13 protein-coding genes and 1 pseudogene are annotated in these 18,226 nt (G+C 65.6%); 9 read left to right on the top strand and 5 right to left on the bottom strand.

Going from position 1 to position 18,226, the window contains the following annotated elements:
- Positions 1-629: tetratricopeptide repeat protein (locus AB0F88_RS37140; protein ID WP_362695433.1), on the top strand; the 629-nt coding region annotated here is incomplete at its 5' end.
- 87 nt (positions 630-716) lie between these two features.
- Here AB0F88_RS37140 and AB0F88_RS37135 read toward each other — a convergent pair.
- A complete protein-coding gene (locus AB0F88_RS37135; protein ID WP_362695461.1) occupies positions 717-1,643 on the bottom strand; it encodes a tyrosine-type recombinase/integrase in 927 nt (308 codons plus the stop codon).
- Positions 1,644-2,731: 1,088 nt separating this feature from the next.
- Between AB0F88_RS37135 and AB0F88_RS37130 the strand changes: the two genes are divergently transcribed.
- Positions 2,732-10,060 (top strand): LamG-like jellyroll fold domain-containing protein, encoded by a 7,329-nt coding sequence (locus AB0F88_RS37130; protein ID WP_362695431.1) that lies wholly within the window; start codon positions 2,732-2,734, stop codon positions 10,058-10,060.
- An 83-nt stretch (positions 10,061-10,143) separates the two neighbouring features.
- Positions 10,144-10,539, top strand: a complete 396-nt coding sequence (locus AB0F88_RS37125) for a hypothetical protein (protein WP_362695429.1) — start codon at positions 10,144-10,146, stop codon at positions 10,537-10,539.
- 683 nt (positions 10,540-11,222) lie between these two features.
- Here the strand turns inward: AB0F88_RS37125 and AB0F88_RS37120 are convergent.
- The gene (locus AB0F88_RS37120) at positions 11,223-14,120 is read right to left on the bottom strand and encodes a DUF6493 family protein (protein ID WP_362695427.1); all 2,898 of its coding nucleotides are present in this window, start codon (positions 14,118-14,120) and stop codon (positions 11,223-11,225) included.
- Positions 14,121-14,278: 158 nt separating this feature from the next.
- Between AB0F88_RS37120 and AB0F88_RS37115 the strand changes: the two genes are divergently transcribed.
- The 4 genes from AB0F88_RS37115 to AB0F88_RS37100 all read left to right on the top strand — a co-directional run bounded on the left by AB0F88_RS37115 (position 14,279) and on the right by AB0F88_RS37100 (position 16,577).
- A complete protein-coding gene (locus tag AB0F88_RS37115) occupies positions 14,279-15,076 on the top strand; it encodes a hypothetical protein (RefSeq protein WP_362695425.1) in 798 nt (265 codons plus the stop codon).
- 85 nt (positions 15,077-15,161) lie between these two features.
- A complete protein-coding gene (locus AB0F88_RS37110; RefSeq protein WP_362695423.1) occupies positions 15,162-15,293 on the top strand; it encodes a hypothetical protein in 132 nt (43 codons plus the stop codon).
- Positions 15,294-15,321: 28 nt separating this feature from the next.
- The gene (locus AB0F88_RS37105; RefSeq protein WP_362695421.1) at positions 15,322-15,591 is read left to right on the top strand and encodes a hypothetical protein; all 270 of its coding nucleotides are present in this window, start codon (positions 15,322-15,324) and stop codon (positions 15,589-15,591) included.
- Between the two features lie 125 nt (positions 15,592-15,716).
- The gene (locus AB0F88_RS37100; protein ID WP_362695419.1) at positions 15,717-16,577 is read left to right on the top strand and encodes a DUF5677 domain-containing protein; all 861 of its coding nucleotides are present in this window, start codon (positions 15,717-15,719) and stop codon (positions 16,575-16,577) included.
- Between the two features lie 642 nt (positions 16,578-17,219).
- Here AB0F88_RS37100 and AB0F88_RS37095 read toward each other — a convergent pair.
- Together AB0F88_RS37095 and AB0F88_RS37090 are read right to left on the bottom strand one after the other, a co-directional pair.
- The gene (locus AB0F88_RS37095; protein WP_362695417.1) at positions 17,220-17,462 is read right to left on the bottom strand and encodes a hypothetical protein; all 243 of its coding nucleotides are present in this window, start codon (positions 17,460-17,462) and stop codon (positions 17,220-17,222) included.
- Between the two features lie 17 nt (positions 17,463-17,479).
- Positions 17,480-17,626 (bottom strand): hypothetical protein, encoded by a 147-nt coding sequence (locus AB0F88_RS37090; RefSeq protein WP_362695469.1) that lies wholly within the window; start codon positions 17,624-17,626, stop codon positions 17,480-17,482.
- On the opposite strand from AB0F88_RS37090, the pseudogene AB0F88_RS37085 reads away from it, so the two are divergent.
- A pseudogene (locus AB0F88_RS37085) lies at positions 17,559-17,843 on the top strand (LysR family transcriptional regulator substrate-binding protein); the annotation flags it as partial. The gene AB0F88_RS37090 and the pseudogene AB0F88_RS37085 sit on opposite strands and share 68 nt — an antisense overlap.
- 21 nt (positions 17,844-17,864) lie before the next feature.
- Here the strand turns inward: AB0F88_RS37085 and AB0F88_RS37080 are convergent.
- Positions 17,865-18,032, bottom strand: coding sequence for a hypothetical protein (locus AB0F88_RS37080; RefSeq protein WP_362695467.1), 168 nt, complete (start codon positions 18,030-18,032; stop codon positions 17,865-17,867).
- Here AB0F88_RS37080 and AB0F88_RS37075 point away from each other — a divergent pair.
- Positions 18,031-18,183 carry a hypothetical protein gene (locus AB0F88_RS37075; RefSeq protein WP_362695465.1) on the top strand — a complete coding sequence of 51 codons (153 nt, stop codon included), beginning with the start codon at positions 18,031-18,033 and terminating at the stop codon, positions 18,181-18,183. The two genes, AB0F88_RS37080 and AB0F88_RS37075, sit on opposite strands and share 2 nt — an antisense overlap.
- The last annotated feature ends 43 nt before the right edge of the window (positions 18,184-18,226 follow it).

Genomic DNA, 18,226 nt, shown 5'->3' with positions numbered 1-18,226 from the left:
GCGCGGCTGCGGCGTTCGAAGACCTCCTCACCGACCACCTGCGGGTGCTGGGCTCCGACCACCCCGACACCCTGACCACCCGAAGCCACCTGGCGCACTGGCGGGGGGAGGCTGGGGATGCGGCAGGCGCCGCCGCCGCAACCGAAGACCTCCTCACCGACCACCTGCGGGTGCTGGGCTCCGACCACCCCGACACCTTGGCCAGCCGAGGCAACCTGGCGTACTGGCGGAGGGAGGCTGGGGATGCGGCAGGCGCGGCTGCGGCGTTCGAAGACCTCCTCACCGACCACCTGCGGGTGCTGGGCTCCGACCACCCCGACACCCTGACCACCCGAAGCCACCTGGCGCGCTCGCGGGGGCAGGCTGGGGATGCGGCAGGCGCCGCCGCCGCGTTCGAAGACCTCCTCACCGACCGCCTACAGGTGCTGGGCCCCGACCACCCCAACACCCTGACCAGCCGAAGCCACCTGGCGCACTGGCGGGGGCAGGCTGGGGATGCGGCAGGCGCCGCCGCCGCGTTCGAAGACCTCCTCACCGACCACCTGCGGGTGCTGGGCCCCGACCACCCCCACACCCTGACCACCCGAAGCTACCTGGCGTACTGGCGGGGGCGGGCAGGACTCGTATAGACGGCCAGGTAGCGGAGGCGATCACACGGTGTTCTTGAGCTCCGCATCGATTGCCGGATCAACGCAACCGTTCCCATCGTTTCGCCGTCAGTAGTCCAGAGCGCGGTCGACCAGGTCGGCGACTTCAGTGGGGGAGGCGCGGAAGTAGCGAGCGGTGGTTTCGATGGAGGTGTGGCCGAGGAGGGCTTGGATCTGGGCGTGGTCGGCGTCGGCTTCGCGCAGCCGGGTGGCGTAGGTGTGGCGTAGCCGGTGTGGGCGCAGGCCCGGCAGGCCGGCGTCCTTGCCGACGGCGCGGACGACGTCGGTGACGCCGTCGACCGTTAGCCGGCCGCGCTGGCCGGCCCACAGTCCTTCGCCGACCGTGTCCGCCAGGGCGGGTCGCGCGGCCAGCAGCTCGGCGCGCATCTTCAGCCAGGTGGTCAGGCGTTCGCGGGCCGGGACCGGCAGCGGGACGGTGCGCACCTCGTCTCCCTTGCCGTGCAGGCGGGCGGTGCCGCTGCGCGCGGTGATCGGCACGTCGCCGACGCGCAGGCGCTGGCATTCCTCGGCGCGGGCTCCGGCACCGAGCAGGACGGCGATGAGGGCGGCGTCGCGGGGGCCGCGGCGGTCGGCGGCGCGGCGCACCGCGTTCTCCTGCGCCCGACTCAACGCGTCCGGGGCACCGGGCTTGGGCACCCGGGCGCGCTTGACCGCCAGGCGCAGCGCGGGACCGTGTTCATACAACAACGTCACCGCGGCCAGCGCCTGGTTCACCGTCGCCGGCGACGCCCCCGCAGCCAGCAGGTGCCGGCGCCAGGCGGTAACGGCGGCCTCGGCGCCGACCAGGTCGACGAACGCATCCGCGTGCTCGGCCGCCCGCGCGAGCAACCACTCCCGGTAGGCCAGCGCCTGGCGCCGGTAGGCGGTCACCGTGTTGGCCGCGAGCGCGCACCGATCGAGATGCGTGCCGAACGCGGCCAACGCCGCCTCCGCAGCGGCCGCCACCGATCCCGGCTCACGACCCGGCCGGAGCATCACCACGTTGCCCGCTCCAGAGCCACCCCGATCGGCAACATGGTTGTCGACTTGGCCGCCATCTTGCCTGCCATCGCGATCGTCAACCCGGTTGCCGGTCTCCCCGTCGCCACCATTGTTGATCTTGTCGTCGACGCTCGCGGTCACTCGCCGAACCCCTCTCCTTATTATCCGGGGAGTTTTTCCGGCGTTAGCCGCATCCTCGCCCGGTGGTTATCCGGGGAGATCCTACCGAGACTCCCCGAATAACATTACTTATCTGTGGAGTAGAGGTGCCAATGGAGCCCTCGAACCGGCCCCCCGACCAGGGATTGAATAAGTTCGTTTACCTGCCACCCGTCGCAGAGCCAAGGAGATGCCAGCAGCAGGTGTGTTCTGCATCACATCGAGCGACCGTGGCCTGTCGCCGCCTTCCATCTCCAGTGGGCCCTCTTCTGTATTTTGCCGTCCAGACGCACTGGTTATGGGACATCCTAAAAGCAGTAGTGACCCACCCTCGCCGTCTTTCCGCTGTGCCTCCATGGCCGCCGCCACGCCCCAATGAGTATGAACTGCACCTTTGAAGCAGCTCAGGGCGATACATGGAAGCCGAACCAGAGGTCAGCAACCCCTTTTCTTTGTGTGGTCGTTTCGGCCTACCCGATTGATAACTTAGAGTCACCGTTTAGGTGCGAGTCTGATATGTCGTGCTCCTAAACCCCAAAACCGTGTCCTGTTTACCCTCTTCTACACATATTGCGGATATAAAGGTTTTCTGTGTAATTTTCGATCGTTTGCTTGTTCTGCACTCCGAACCGTCGCCTCTGGCCTGGCCAGAGCGCTGTGGCGGGCTGGGGTAACGCGAGGGCGTTCGTGCTCGCGGTGACGTGTTCGGAGGATGACGGCGTATGCGCCGGAGTTTGTTGTGGTCGTTTTCAGCGCGCGTGAAAACGTGGGCGGCGGTAGCCGTCGTCACGGCTGTGACCCCGGGACTGCTGCTTTTCCAAGCAGTTCCGGGGTCCGCCGCGATGCGATCGGCTTCACTCTTTCACGGCACCCCTGAAACACCGGACCAGTTGGCTGGGTCGGCAGCGGGATTTCCTTCTTTGGTGGACAGTGATGCGACCACCGAGGTGTCGGCGGCGGTGGTCGACGGCCGATGGCGTTCGGATATCGAATCTCCCAAGGGCGCGGTCCCGGTCGAGGAGCGTTTCGTCGATCAGCAGGCGACCGGAACGCGAGCTGGGTCATTGGCGAAGACTTCGGCCGCCCCGGCGCGGTCGCAGGCTGCGCTGCTGGCTGGTGAGCCGTCGTTGCTGGATGTCTTCCCGCGTAGTGGGATGTTGATGGATTCGCTGACCCCCACCATGCGGGCGCAGGGGCGCAGCACGGTGGGCGGGTCGGTGCGGTATGCGTTCAAGATCTGCGACGCGGACACGATGACCGGGATGGGGTGTACCTCCTCGGGCACCCTGGCGGCCGGGGTCAACACCTGGAAGGTGCCAGCAGCCAAGCTGGCGTGGGGTAAGCAGTACTGGTGGACAGTCACCGTCACCGACACCTCCAACTCGACGTCGACCCTCTCGCCGGTGCACACCTTCGTCACTGGAGTGCGCCAGCCCGTGGTGACCTCACAGTTGGCCACCCCCGGCGTCGACGGCCAGGAGTTTCATCAGCAGAGCGGTAACTACACCACCACCGCCACCGACCTATCGGTTCCCACCGCCGGGCCGCCGCTGTCGGTGACACGCTCCTACAACAGCATGGACCCGCGCACCAGCGGCATCTTCGGCGCGGGCTGGTCGACCCGTTGGGACATGAAGCTTGTCAAGGAGGTGCGGGGTTCGGCGACCGCGGCGCTGGTGACCTACCCCGATGGCCGCCAGGTGCGGTTCATGGGCAGCGGGGCGGGGGTTTTTCAGCCGCCGCCGGGCATGCACGCCACGTTGGCCGAGGACAGCGGCGGCACCTGGCGGTTGATGGACAAGTCGGCCACCACCTATGCCTTCGACGCCCAGGGCCGGTTGACCGAGGTCACCGATTCCCGAGGCCGCGGCCAAGAGCTGACATATGGCACAGGTGGGAAGCTGGCGACGGTGATGGCCACCGGCGGGCGGTCGCTGACGTTTACCTGGACCGGTGCTCACGTCACCTCGGTCTCCAGCGACCCGGTGGGCGGGGCGCCGTTGACGTGGACCTATCACTACGACGGTGATCGGCTGACCGGGGTGTGCGCGCCGGTGGCCGCGCCCAACTGCACCCACTACAGCTACGGCACCGGCTCCCAATACCGCAGTGGCGTGCTGGATACCGATCCCTACGCCTACTGGCGGCTGGGTGAGGCGTCGGGGACGGTGGCGGCCGACCAGGGCGCAGGTCAAGGCAATGCCACTTATCAGGCGGTTGGTTACACCAAGCCGGGCGCGCTGGCCGGCAGTACCGACACGTCGGTGGAGTTCACCACCGGTTCGGCGTTGAAACTGCCCGCCAACACGGTGCCGCACCTGGGAGATCAGATCTCGGTGGAGGCGTGGTTCAAGACCAGCCAGTCCGGGGTGCTGATGGCCGCCGGCACCCAGGAGACCTCCGGCATTCCGTGGGGGCCGATGCTGTATGTCGGTACCGACGGCAAGCTGCGCGGCTCGCTGGCCGCGGTCGCCGTACCGATCACCTCCACCGGTGTGGTCAATGACAACACCTGGCACCACGTGGTGCTGACCGTCTCGGGTCAGAACCAGACGTTGTTCCTGGACGGCGCGCAGGTTGGCACGTTGAGCGCGGCGGTGACCGCGTGGCGAAACATTGCGACGGTGGGCAACGGCGTGGCCGACCCGGCCACCTCCCCGGCGGTGCCGACCCCGCGGGCGGCGTTCCCGTTCAAGGGGTTCATCGACGAGGTGGCGATCTACGACAAGCCACTGACCGAGGCCGAGGTGAGCGCCCACCATGGCGCCCGGGCCGAAGCGGCGCACAAGCTCACCGGCGTCACCCTGCCTTCAGGGCGGGTGTGGGCGGCCAACACCTACGACGCCGCGACCGACCGGCTCACCACCCACGTCGATCACAATGGTGGCACCTGGAAGATCGGCGCGCAGACCTACGACCCGCAAAACGGCGCCGCCCGCGTCACCCTCACCGACCCGCGCAACAAGGAGTTGAAGTACCTCTACGACGCCTGGCGCGGGTATCGCATCATCGGGGAGACCGACCAACTGGGGCACACCTCCTGGCATGAGTACAACCAGTCGGGCTCGCTGGCCAAGCTGATCGATCGCAACAACATCGTCAACGACGTCTACTTCGATGGGCGTGGCAACCTCATCGCCCGCAAGTACTGCCGTGCTCCGGGTGAATGCGCGATCGAGACGTGGAAGTACCACCTCAACACCAGCGATGCCTTCGATCCACGCAACGACCAGGTGACCGTGCACCGCGACGGACGCTCAGCCTCTGACACCGACACCACCTATGCCACCACCACCGAGTACACCAGCCACGGTGAGGTGACGAAGGTAACCAGGCCGGCCACCCCGGACTTCCCAGCTGGCCGGTGGGCGATCTCCCTCTACACCGACGGCACCGAGCTCGCGATCGGCGGCGGCACCACCCCGGCCGGACTGCTGGAATCAGCCAAGGATCTTAAGGGTAACGAGACGACCTACCGCTACACCGCCTCCGGGCAGGTGGCCGAGCAGAATAGCCCATCAGGGTTGAAGACCACATTCGTCTATGACGCGGTGGGCCGGCTGATCTCCCGTACCAAAATTTCCCAAGCCCACCCCAGCGGGATCAGCACAACTTTCACCTACGACGGTCGCGGCCGTCTGCTCACCCAAACTGAGCCTGGGGTGAAGAACGAGGTCACCAACGTCACCCACACCGCCAAGACCACGCTGACCTACGACACCGACAGCAATCCGCTTACCATCACTGTGAGTGACCTGACCGGCGGCGACCCCGCCCGCGCCACCATTTACACCTACGACCCCTTCGGCCGGGCCAAGACGGTCACCGACCCTGAGGGAGGGGTGACCGCCTCCACCTGGGATGGCACTGGTGCTCAGACGTCACAGACCGACCCGGCGGGCACGGTTGTTACCTTCGCCTACACCGATCGCGGGGAACCAACCTCCACCACGCTCAAGAACTGGACCGGTAGCCCGGTCAGCCCGCAGGCCGCCCAGGACGTGGTGCTGGCCTCCTCCTCCTACGATCCCGGCGGCCGACTGGCCGGCACGATCGACGCGATGGGCCGTAAGAAGGCTTACACCTATTGGATGGACAACCGAGCGGCGACGACGAGCGGCGACGACGTCCGCCTCAACGGCCTGACGACTCCAGCTGACGTGGTGTTGGAATCAAGCGAGTACGACCCGGCTGGCAACCTCACCAAGAAGGTCACCAACGACCCGGCAGGCCAAGACACCGGCGGCGAGAAGGTCACCACCGACTACCTCTACGACGCCGCCAGCCGTCTCACCTCCACCACGTTCGACCCAGCTGCCCTCAGCCGCAAAAACGCTTTCGAGTACGACAAGAACGACAACGTCACCAGAAAAACCTTCACCGCGGCCAACACCACTCGCGTTGAATCCACCTCCTACCTCTACAACGTGTTGAACCAGGTGACCCGGCAGACCGTGGAAAACGGTGCCGAGGACCTGGTCACTACCAGCGTCTACGACGATCGCGGCCTGCTGACCGCGACCGTCGACCCGCGCGGCAACGCCTCCGGCGCCACGCCCGCGGACTTCACCGCCACGATGCGCTACGACCTCGTCGGCCAGCTGGTGGAGGCCAAATCACCGCAGGTGACGATCGAGAAGAACGGCACCGCCACCACCACCGAGCAGCCCACCGTCAGGTACGGCTACAACAGCGCCGGCTTGCAGAGCCACATCGTCGATGCCGAAGGGCGCACCACCACCTCCGTCTTTGACAAGGCCGGGCGCCTGACCTCAAGCATCGGTGCGCCCTATACCCCGCCAGGCGGCAGCGCGATCACCCCCGAGGTGAGCTTCGGCTACGACGCAGCTGGGCGGCAGACTACGGTCACCGACCCGCGCAATCACGTCACCTCCACCACCTACGACGCGCTGGGACGCCCGGTCAAGGTCACCGAACCCGGCCCGTCCGGGCCCGGCGGCATCCAGGTGGCTGAATACAACCTGCTGGGCGAGCAACTTGCAGTGATCGACCCTGCCGGGGCGCGCACCGAGGCCACCTACGACGACCTGGGCCGGAAGATCACTCAGACCCAGATCGAACGCACCCCCGTCACGGTGGCGTACACCACCAAGCTGACCTACGACGCTGCGGGCAACCTCACCACCACCGTCGCACCGGACCCAGACAACGAGACCACTACCTACACGGTCAACGCCGCTGGGGAAGTCACCGCTGCGGTTGCCCCTGCGACCCCCACCAGCACCACCCTGGCCAGCCGCACCACCAGCTTTAGCTACGACCTGATGGGCCGACAGACCAAGGTGACCGACGCCCTGGGCAACGCCACCGAGGCCACCTACGACCTGGCCGGCCGCAAAACCGCCGCTAAGGACCTCACCGGAACCAGTACGGTGCGCACCGTCGGCTTCGGCTACGACCCGGCCGGTAATCCGACCAGCACCACCTCCGGCGAGGGATACACCACCCAGCGCACATTCGACCCCGCAGGACGGATGACCTCCCTCATCGAACCGGTCACCGCGACCTCGTCGATCACCTCGACGTTCGGCTACGACGCCACCGGGGCGCGTACCCGCACCACCGACGGCCGTGGCAACGCCACCTGGACCAGCTACAACACCCTCGGCCTGGTCGAATCCGTCATCGAACCGGCCACCACTGCCCACCCGAACGCCGCAGACCGAACCTGGACCAGCGTCTACGACGCCTCCGGCAACGCCACCGCCACCGTGCAGCCGGGCGGGGTGCGCACCGACCGCACCTTCGACCACCTCAACCGAATGACCACCGAAACCGGCAGCGGCGCCTCGGTGGCCACTCTCGCGCGTGCCGTCACTTATGACCAGACCGGGCGAGTGACCGCGATCGGCGACTACACCCTCGAGTACAACGACCGCAGCCTGCTGACCAAGGTCTCCAAGGCCACCAACCAGATCGCCGCCTACACCTACGACGCCACCGGGAACCTCACCCAGCGCGTCGACCCGGCAGGGACGGCGAACTACACTTGGGACGCCGTCGACCGGCTCAAGACCGCCAGCGACCCGGTGACCGGGCGCACCTGGACCTACGGCTACGACAACGCCAACCGGCTCACCACCAAAACCTCTGCCAACCCGGTCGGCACCCAGACCTACGACTACGACACCATGAACCGGCTCACCTCCCAGGCGGTGAAGAACAGCTCCGGCACCGAACTGTCGAAGATCGTCTACGGGTGGGACAAGGACAACAACCTCACCACCAAGACCACCACCGGCACCGCCGGAGCCGGAACCAACACCTACGGCTACGACCACGCCGGACGCCTCACCTCCTGGACCGCGCCCGGTGGCGCCGCTACCGCCTACGAATGGGATGCCTCCGGCAACCGCATCAAAGCCGACAGCCAGACCTTCGCCTATGACCAGCGCAACCGGCTCACCTCCGGCGCCGGAACCGACTACACCTACACCCCCCGCGGCACCATCGCCACCGAGACCAAGGCTGGCGTCACCCGCAATCTGGCCTTCGACGCCTTCGACCGGCTCATCTCCGATGGGGATGCCACCTACGGCTACGATGCCCTGGACCGGATGACCTCCCGCACTAAGGGCAGTGCCCAGCAGCGCTTCGTCTACTCCGGCCTCAGCAACAACCTGGTCACCACCACCGACAGCGTCGGTGCCGTCCAGGCCAAATACGGCCGGGACCCGTTCGGCGGCCTGCTCAGTCTCCAGGAGGGTGCGAGCCCCGCGCTCGCCACGATGACCGACCTGCGCGGCGACGTGGTCGCCACCTTCTCCGGCACCTCCCTGGTCGACTCGACCGCCTACGACCCCTTCGGCACCGTCACCCACCGTTCCGGCACCCAGCGCGGCCTCGGCTACCAGGGCGAGTACACCGATCCGGACACCGGCAAGGTCAACATGCACGCCCGCTGGTACCAGCCCGGCATCGGCGCCTTCACCTCCCGCGACACCGCCACCCTCAATCCGAACCCGTCGGTCCAGGCCAACCGCTACACCTACGCCAATGCCAACCCCCTTACCAACACCGACCCCAGCGGACACAACTCCATCCAAATCAACACACCGGCATCCCAAAACGGCGCAAGTGGCGGCTCCGGCTGGCAGTCCTTCGACACGAACGCATACCTAGGCAACTACTTCGACAGGCAATCCTCCTCCAGTTGGGACTGGACACCGCCAGAGGTCATCCCAGGACAGCCGTACTACGCGTGGGGTGGCTATGTCTCGGATCTGGTGTACAACGGACCCAACGACGAACGAGACAACTATTGGTGGTCGCGAAACTATGGAGCGTACGCACAACTACCACAGCTCGGTGATGATGAGATTAAAAGACTCGGCTACAAGTATATGCACAACGGCCGAGAAGTAGATCAAGTAAACTACTGGGACGCCGAAGAAGACGTGCAGCAGGAATACTTGGTCCGCTGGTCCCCCACAGCGGATAAGGACCAACTAAACGATTACTGGGTGAGGGTTGGAGGGCTAGAAAGCCTCAAGCAAAAAAATGTCACGGTGACAGCAGGCGGAGTCGCTTATTACCAAAGTTCTGTCGGTAAGGTAAAATTCAAAAATTATGATGACTTCAAACATGTTCTCAAGTATTACGACACAATCAAGAAGGCGGCCAAAAATCACGGAATAGACAAAAATATTCTAGCAGCCGTTATCATGTGGGAAAGCAACAACTGGGAAGTAAACCTTGGGGGGATTGGCGCTATTGCAGCAATCGCCAATGATGCCAAAAATCCGAAAACTAAGGGATGGGGAGCATCTATTGGCATTCCCCAGCTTGAGCTCTATAAAGCCCGAATGATGCTGGAGAAGTATTATGGGAAGAAAAAATGGGCTAACCCAACTCTAAGAAGTGTCATGTTAGAGATGTTGAAGCCATCCAGAGCTATACACCTAGCCGCTGCTTGGATGAGACATCTGAAGGAAAATGTATGGTATTTGAAGAACGGGGCCAAGCATTACCTGGATGACAAGGAGGCGGCAATCGCCTACTGCGGATGCTCGGGTGTGTGGGTAGATAATCCTGCTAGTGGAAATACAGAGCTCAACACTAGGCGTTTTGTTGCGTGGGCACAGAGCAACTTCCAAGACAATACGCTTATAGTCAAGCACCCAGAAGACGGGATAAACCGTCGAAACGAGCTTATGGGGTTGTGGGCTAAAGATGGTGCCGCCGACCAATATTGGTACTGTAATAACATAGGCTGGGATAGATGCTACTAAGCGTACCGTTCGCTGACCGAAAAGGCGCTATTTGCCGAGTGGTTATCACTGTTCTCGGGGTTATCCTTCTAGGATCGGGATGCATGTTATCACCCTCAACGCTAAGGGTTCCTGCTGCCGCCCTTGACAGCGTTCGCGAGATAGGCAAGGTAGAGGCGGAGATCAGCATTGAAAACGAGAGGAACAACAGCATACAGATCGAGAATTTATTAGTGATCGATGTTGAAGCTTCGAGTGACCGAGAAGCACTCGATAAGGCTGTCAATTTTCTAAGTGCCCGAAATTGGAGGATCGCCGGAGAGAATCGACCAGTGATCGTCTCATTGAAGTCTACCGATTGGCAAAACACAAACTTGACTTTGCGTCCGTTCAATCCTATGTACTTTGAAGATCACCCAAATGTTCTAGAAACGCTTAAAAAGGCATCAATCAAAGAGGAATCGCTTGTGTATCTTGAAGTGTTTGAAGGTGAAATATAAGGATTTTCCAGGTAAGGGTTTTAGCTCGGCACGAACTTTGTTCGACCAATGTTGCGCAGCCGACCTGGGGTGCTTTTAATGACCGCATAAATTCCAGCGAACCTGTGCCTGGCCGCCTGGATTTATTCAGGTTTTCGGAACAGTGGAAGACTTTTGCTACTACGGTTCCCGCTGCGGTCCGTAGAGCCCGCCGGTGACGCTGGCTCAGAGGAAAGCAGCAGCGAAGGGTAACTACGTAGCCGTGATTTCCTACGCGTTCGCCGACAGATCCCTAGGCGTTCAGCACCCGCAGGGCACCATTACCAGCGTGCGGGTGCTCTCATCCACATGAGCCACGGTCTTCGGGGTTGGGGAACCTGCGGACAGCCGTTGGCGCTGAGAACGATCATGATCCTTGGCGCTGGCGGGCTGACCGGACAGAACTTTCACTCTGTCTGGTCTCCGGAACCACATCACCGCAGGTCACTGTCTCAGCACCGGTTCCCCTGCCATTCCGGTCCCGCGCACCGCATGGCGGCCCATCGCCGAAACCCCGGCCTGCCGGGTGCGCGAACTCTGCCGAGAACTCACGGGAGACGACACCACGCCAAGCGGCTGCAACCTCGGTCGAGCAGGGCAACACCACAAGATCGTTATCAGCGCCAACGGCTGTCCGCAAGTTCCCCAACCCCGGTTCTGCTTGTTTAGGTGTGCGTCTGTATCGCGGCCTGTTCCTGTCGGCTGAGTAGTTGTTCGTGCAGGGCGCAGGCGGTGCGAACGAAGTTGCTTGTCCCTTTGCGGGCCGCCGCCTCGGCGATCGCGGGGACGGGACCGCGCGCTCCGGCCCAGCGGGCGGTGTCGATCGCGAGGGAGAGTGCCTGGGTGTGCCCGGAATGCGGCCGCTCGTCTGGTCCCGGCAGGTAGACGGGCAGCAGCCCGGTCATGATCTCCCATACCTGCCGGTGTGCGCCCTGTTTGGCGCATTCCTCCAGCGCGGAGCGTACGGAGCCCATTTTGGTCACGTCCCTGCGCAGGGACAGTCCGAGTTGTCGCCCGCACTCCACGGTGGGCAGGCAGTCAGCGGCGGCCGCGCTCAGCAGCAGTCGCCGGCCGCGCTCGGGCCAGCCGTACATGCCCTGTTCGGTCAGCTGGACGGCGATCAGCAGCGCCGTCGCCTCGCCCACCGGCCCGTCCTGGGAGAACAGCGCGGCCACGTACTGATGGAAGTAGCCGGGCCGCTCCCAGGTGTTGAGCAGGTGCGGCAGCAGGTGCATGGCCACCGCCTCCCGGTCCGAGGGCAGCGTCAGCCGCCAGGACTCCATGTACACGCCGTGGCCTTCGCCCGTCCAGGGAGATGGATCGCACAGCAGTGTGTCGATCAGCGCCAGCCCCGTCGGTTCGATCTGGATGCGGGGGTGCAGGCGGGGGGTGTGCTCGCCCTTTTGCCGGTCGTGTGTGTAGGCGCCGCCGGCGTGTGCCCAGTCCACGCGCAGCTGCGGCTGTGGCCGATCGGCCAGCCAGCGCGCCAGCGTGGTGCCCGCTTGCGAGGTCAGCTTCCCGGCACGGTCAATCACCTGCGGGGCCGCCTCGCGCGGCAGCCGCAGCAGTGCCTGCCCCAGGTCGGCGGGCAGGGCTTGGACACCGGCCCGCTCGTACCCTTCCAGGCGGGCCACCAGCTCGGCGGGATCGAGGTGGCCGGAGGTCAGGGTCGGGGTGGCCAGCAAGTACGGAGGCAGCGTCCCGGCCTTCAACGCGGCGTGGACCTCGGCGCAGCGCACCAGCATGGCGTAGTGCGGCGGCGAGAGGTGACGCGGGTCCGGCAGGCGGTCGCGCGGCGTGTCCTGCTGCTCCTCGCGGCCTCTCCAGTTGCCCGACGACACGATCCACACGTCCGAGATCTCCGCTTCGAGCGGCGGGCCCTGCGTGAAATGCTCCAGGTTGCCCAGCGGAACACCCCTTTCCGCGAGGCCCGCGGCGATGTTCTCTCGCACCTCGGCGGGCAGCCGCCCGAAGTCCACCTCGATATCGCGCTCGTCGTCGCCTTCGGCGACGCGCACGCCGACGACGTGCCGGGCGTACTCCGACGCGCGTTCGGGCTCGGGGATGGGCGGCTCCTGCCCGAGGTCGGCGGCCTCGCGCAGCAGCGCCTCCGTCCACTCCTCAAGGCGGACCCATTGGCGCCGCTCGTAGATGCGGCCCCGGCCGGGGCGGGGCCGCTTGGACGGGTCGCGGACGAAGCCGTCGAGCCACCGTTCGAAGGTGATGATGCCGCCACCGACCTGGTCGTAGGTGGCGGTCAGGTCCTCGATCGCCGGCGGGAACGGCTTACGGGTAAGCGGCTGAAACGGCGGCAGCTCCCCGGGCTCGAAGTCGTCGGCCGCCTCCGGCTCAGCCGCCACCACCACCCCGTAGGCCTGCGACAGCCGCGCCGCGAGCTCGGCGGGCAGCAAGCTCGCCGCCGCGCGGACGGCCTCGGCCCCGGCGGGCGTGAAGCGCCGGGCGTGCTTGACGGCCAGGCGCACCGTGCGCTCGCGCACCTCGTAGGTCTCGCACAGCAATGCCGAGGCGAGCGCTGCGGCCAGGTCGTCGAGGTCGCCGTCCGCGTCGCGGACGGCCTGGTCGAGCAGGGTCAGCCCGGCCCGCACAAGCTTGCCCTCGGGGCGAAACAGCAGCGCCGACACCGCCTCGTTGACCTGCTCGCCGCTCAGTTCACCCGCGCCGCGCAGCTGCCGCAGCGCCAGCTCGGCCACCGGCCCCGGCGCGGCGGGCAGCAGCCGCAGGTAGTCGCGGGTGCGCTTGGTGCTTGGCGCCGGGGCGAGCATCTCGTGCAGGCGGGTGAAGAAGCGCAGGTCGGTGGCGCTGCCACCGCGCAGGAACCGGCGCAGGCAGCTGTCGACCAGCGGCTCGGGGGCGAACCGGCCGGCCGCGACCGCGACGCGCAGCGCCCCCAGCCAGGTGCGACGGCCGGGGTCCCACGAGGGCGGGTCGACGTTGTCTTCGCGCAGCGCCCGGCCCACGCCCTCGGCCTCGAACAACCGGGGCACCAGGTGCTCGGCCAACGGGTCGTGCTCCAGGTCCGGTGGCTGGGATACCCAGGCGGTTGTGAGCGGGTCGTGCTCGGGCGGGACGGCACCGCTACGGCGCAGCAGTTCCAAGGCCAGCGGCACGCTGTCGTCTCTGGCCTGGGTCCGGCTGCCGCGCAGCCGCAGGGCCAGCCGCACCGCGAGGTCGCCCTGCCACTGCGGCGGCCGCGCGGCGATCACACGCAGCAGCGGCCCGGAGTCCAGTGGTGGCCGCCAGCGGGTGAAGTCGCGCCGATACAGCCAGGTCGCGACGGCCGCCGCCCCGCCGAGCACGCCCGCGCCGGCGACCCGCATGGGCTCGATCCATTCCTCGCCGCCGATCCACACGCCTCGGCGTCGGTCGCGTTCCGCGCTCGCTTTCCTGACGATGCCGATGTGGCCGGGCAGCTCGCGAGCCACCTCCCGGCGCCCGGCCTCATCCAGAGCCAACACAGCGTCCGCGACCAGGGCCGGGTCGCCGACGGTGATGGCCGTGCGCACGCCCGACCAGGCCCCGCTCACGGGGGAATGTGTCGTCATGTCGCACACCGTAGAGATCGACTCCGACAGAACCGGATCTCGCCTCAATCTCACACAATTAGCATTGTGTGAAACCGGAGCGGCGGGGATGACACTCGTCAACAGCGACCGAGGAACGGACGATCCAACCCGTTCAAAGACTCGCCTAACATCATCAGGTGCCCTCCATGCCAGGCGTCGGGACGCATCCTGACCTTCCGACCACCTTCGTGCATTTCACTGGTCGCCCCCGCAGCTCAGGTGACGCACCACCCGATTTTGCCAATGGCACCCCTGAGGAGCGCATGGTGCGCATCCTCATCGAGGGCCAGCTACGTGCCACCAAAGTCTTCGGTGCCAGCCACCCGGTTTTGTGCTTCACCGAACCGTCAGAAATCGCCCGTCGCGTGATGTTGCGTGACGGCGTCACCCAACGCGGTCCATATGCCCCCTGGGGTCTGATCTTCGACCGGGCTCGGCTGATTGCCGCCGAGGCCACTCCGGTGCTGCACATGTCCGCTCAAGAGATGCGACTCACCGCCGATCTGCCGGTTCGCTCGCGTAACCGCCGTATCCGTTACGAACCGGGCCGCTCGGACTGGTTGCATGAGCGCGAATGGCGCATCTGCTTCGGTCCAGAAGACGAGCCTTCCCTTCATCTGACTCCTGACCTGCTGGTTGGTGTCATCGTTGGCGAGCAAGGCTGGATGCCTCCACCAGTCGTTACGGTTATCAAGGACTACACCGAGAACAAGATCATCGAGATTCCAAGGGCTTCAGGAAGGCCAGTTCGGGTCAGAGCGCAGCTCAGAGTGCAGCAAACCAATTTCAGGTACTCGGCCGCAGCCGATCAACTGGTCCGCTGGTGGTGGAACGGCGAGGACATCGTCGAGGACGGCGTCTTCGACGTGCAGACCCAGATGAGCCCAGACGGCTCTTCAATAGTGAGCAGCACAAAAACAAGAATTAGCTACTGACCTCGACGTAGCCTGTTGGTTTGCCGCGTCTGATCCTGTTCGGCAAGGTTATGATGCGATTTTCCTCACGTCGGCGAGCCCAGCCATGGGAATCCGAATCAGTTGCCTCTGCCCGGAGGGCAGGTGGCGGCCGCGCTGGTTTGCCATGCCCGACCTCGCGCCCGGCGCCATTCGCGACCTGCACGACCCGAATACCGCCGAGGACGACGAGATCTGACCAGCGTGGCGGAACAAAGGGTGGCAACGTGGGAGCCACGAAGGAGACACCGGACTCAGCCACAGCGACCTACGAGGACCTGCTGCGCCAGACCCGCCGGATTCACCAAGAGCTGGAGCGATACGACGGGATAACCCGGCGGCAACTCCAGGAGGAGTGGAAGACCATCGAAGCCGCGATCTACGTCGCGCTGGGCACCACCGATGACGAGTCCGGCCAGGTGGCAGGACGGGCCGCTCTGGATGCCGCTCGACAGATCCGGGCGCGGTGGATCCCGGACGCAGACGACCTTCCGTAGCCGTATTCGGTGCGTTGATCCTTTGAGGGTGCCACCGTTAGATGAGCGCCCTGTTGGTGCGGCGGGAGCGCCAGCGAGCAGGATGTCGATCCTGTACTGCGGCAATGATCGACTAGGTCACAAAAATGACTATTACCTTCGACTTTGTCGTCAGTAGCGTTGATCAAGTGACTTATGAGTTTGGGTATAACCCCAAGACCACCCGGCGTGCCCTGCCGATCGCCCGCAAGCTGATCGCCGACGGTGACATGCTGCTGGCCCAGGGACTGGAGCTCCCGGTCGAGAACCGGGAGATTGTCCGTGCCCTGGCGGGCTGGTGGCGGCATGTCAACGTCCTGGCTGAAGACTTCATCAACCGCGTCGAGGCTGGCCGGACCATCACGACGACGCCGATCTACCGCTCCATCGTCGAGCACGTCTACAAGATGCTCTGGCTCGCCTCCGAGGGCGCCAACGGCCTGGCCGTCCTGGACTTCTCCACCTGGAACAACAAAAAGATCCTCTTGGAGGAACTGACCGACCCGGACACCGGCAAGCGCCGCTGGCCCGCCCTGGACCACATCGAGATCGGGGCCCCTCCGGGCGTCGACCTCTCCCATGCCTCCGCAGATCCGGAGATCGCCCGATTGAAGATGCTACTGACGGAGTTCAAGAGATTCAACAAACTCACGGCCCGGTTTGGCGAGGAGGACATGTATACCGTCTACCGGCATCTGTGCGACTACACCCATGCCAGCGCTTACACCGCCGACGCCTACACCGAGGACCTCGGCGACGGCATGTGGGCGATCCGCACGGACGCCAAGCCGAGCGATGGGGAACGCGCCGACGTCATCTGGCTGCCGATCCTGCTCATGCAAGCCGGCCTAGTGTTGTCGTCCCGGCTGAAGGGTGATCCGTTCCGCAAACAGGTCAAGCGCGCCGCTTTCGAGTACGGCGTTCCGGTGACACGGCTCCTGCCCGTGGCGCTCCCGGCAACGGACTGACAGTGAATTCCCCCAAGGTCGTCGACCGCGTCTTCACGTAAAACCCGACCGTCTACTCCGTCACCGCACGTCATGCTGAGGGAATAGACGGTCAGGTTTTCGTCCGCGTGTATGGGCAACACTTATCGGGCACGGTGGGCGCGCCGCGCTAGAGCAGGTCAGGCTCCGGAGGGACATCTAGGTCTAGAAGGTGACCCCTCTAGACCTAGAGGCAGTGAGGCGAGCTACGGGGAGTCCGCCCGAGATCGGCGCGCCCGGTAAGCCGCTTGACGGCATTTAGGGGAGCAGTACTTTCGCGGTCGCCCACCCGCGCCACTGCGGGAGGCGAAGTCGGGTTTACCGCAGTGAGCGCACGCGATGATGTTGGAGAGCCACTCTTCGTAGGCGTCGTCCGCGCTGACGGCCTGCCGACCGCCTCGGCGAGCTGGGCCCAGGTCACACCCGTGGCGACCTTGGCCTGCCGGACGGCTTCGGCCGCTTCCTTCTTGGTGAGCACGAGGCTCCTTTCGTCTAGATCGTGGCCTGACGCGCGGGGAAGCTCGGGGAGCGGTGGCGAGGGCCGTGCCCTGGACGCTCACATCCGGGGCACGGCTCGCTTGCCGGCCGCCTCGCCCCTATAGAGGCCGGCAAGGGCCCTTGCGGCTAGCGCGTGCGGGTGCTGTAGGAGTGGACGCCGGTTCCGACCAGTGCGCCGCCCTCGACGATCAGGTACTCGTCGCGGATCGGGGTGCCGTCCAGCCAGGCTTCGAGGATCTCGCGGGTGCCGGCGGTGTAGCGGGCCTGGGCCGACAGCGAGGAGCTGGAGATGTGCGGGGTCATGCCGTGGCGGGGGCGGTAATTGCTGGCCTGACCGCCGAAGGGGAGCGGGTGCTGCCCTGGGCGCACCGCATCCTGGCCGACTGTCAGGCGTTGCGCCACGACCTGGAGACGATGCGCCGGAGCCTGTCGGGCGTCCTGCGCCTGGGCGCCATCCTCACCGCGCTGGTCGCGGCGTCCCTGCTGACCGGACCCTTCTGCGAGCGCCACCCGCACGTGCGCGTCAGCCTCACCTCGCTGTCCTCGCGCGAGATCGACCGGCAACTGGCGGAGTTCGAGATCGACGTGGCGCTGACCTACCTCGACGAGGCGGATCTGGGCGGCGCGCACGCCAGGCCGCTGTACGAGGAGCGCTACCTGCTGCTCACCCCCGACGACGGCGAGCTCGGTGGCCGGGACGTGGCGCGCTGGGCGGAGGTCGCCGCGCTCCCGCTGTGCCTGCTCAGCCCGCAGATGCGCGACCGGCGGATCCTAGACGCCGCCTTCGCCGCCACGGGCGCCGTCGCGGCCCCCCGCTGTCGAGACCGACACCGCCTCGGCCCTGTTCGCCCACGTCGCCACGCACCGCTGGTCCAGCGTCATCGCCCATGCCTGGCTGCACATGTTCGGCATCCCGCACGGCATGCGGGTGGTGGGCATGGAACAGCTCACCCGGGCGCCATGCGTCGGGCTGGTGATGGCCGACCGCACCCCCAAACCGATACTGGCCCGCGCCCTACTGGAGGTCACTCGCGACCTCGACCTGCGCGACACCTTCGACCGGATGCTCCACGATCACCTGAGCCGATAGCGAGCGCCCCTGGCCGCTCGGCTGCCCAAGGTGATCGGCAGCC

The organism is Streptosporangium sp. NPDC023963 (genome assembly GCF_040639135.1).
Lineage (GTDB): Bacteria > Actinomycetota > Actinomycetes > Streptosporangiales > Streptosporangiaceae > Streptosporangium.
This window is presented reverse-complemented; position numbering and strand designations above follow the sequence as displayed.

Bases quoted from the DNA above. Each gene is read 5' to 3' on its own strand.
- AB0F88_RS37135 (WP_362695461.1), bottom strand. From the start codon at position 1,643: ATGCTCCGGCCGGGTCGTGAGCCGGGATCGGTGGCGGCCGCTGCGGAG.
- AB0F88_RS37125 (WP_362695429.1), top strand. From the start codon at position 10,144: ATGTTATCACCCTCAACGCTAAGGGTTCCTGCTGCCGCCCTTGACAGC.
- AB0F88_RS37120 (WP_362695427.1), bottom strand. From the start codon at position 14,120: ATGACGACACATTCCCCCGTGAGCGGGGCCTGGTCGGGCGTGCGCACG.
- AB0F88_RS37110 (WP_362695423.1), top strand. From the start codon at position 15,162: ATGGGAATCCGAATCAGTTGCCTCTGCCCGGAGGGCAGGTGGCGGCCG.
- AB0F88_RS37100 (WP_362695419.1), top strand. From the start codon at position 15,717: ATGACTATTACCTTCGACTTTGTCGTCAGTAGCGTTGATCAAGTGACT.
- AB0F88_RS37075 (WP_362695465.1), top strand. From the start codon at position 18,031: ATGGAACAGCTCACCCGGGCGCCATGCGTCGGGCTGGTGATGGCCGAC.
- AB0F88_RS37080 (WP_362695467.1), bottom strand. From the start codon at position 18,032: ATGCCCACCACCCGCATGCCGTGCGGGATGCCGAACATGTGCAGCCAG.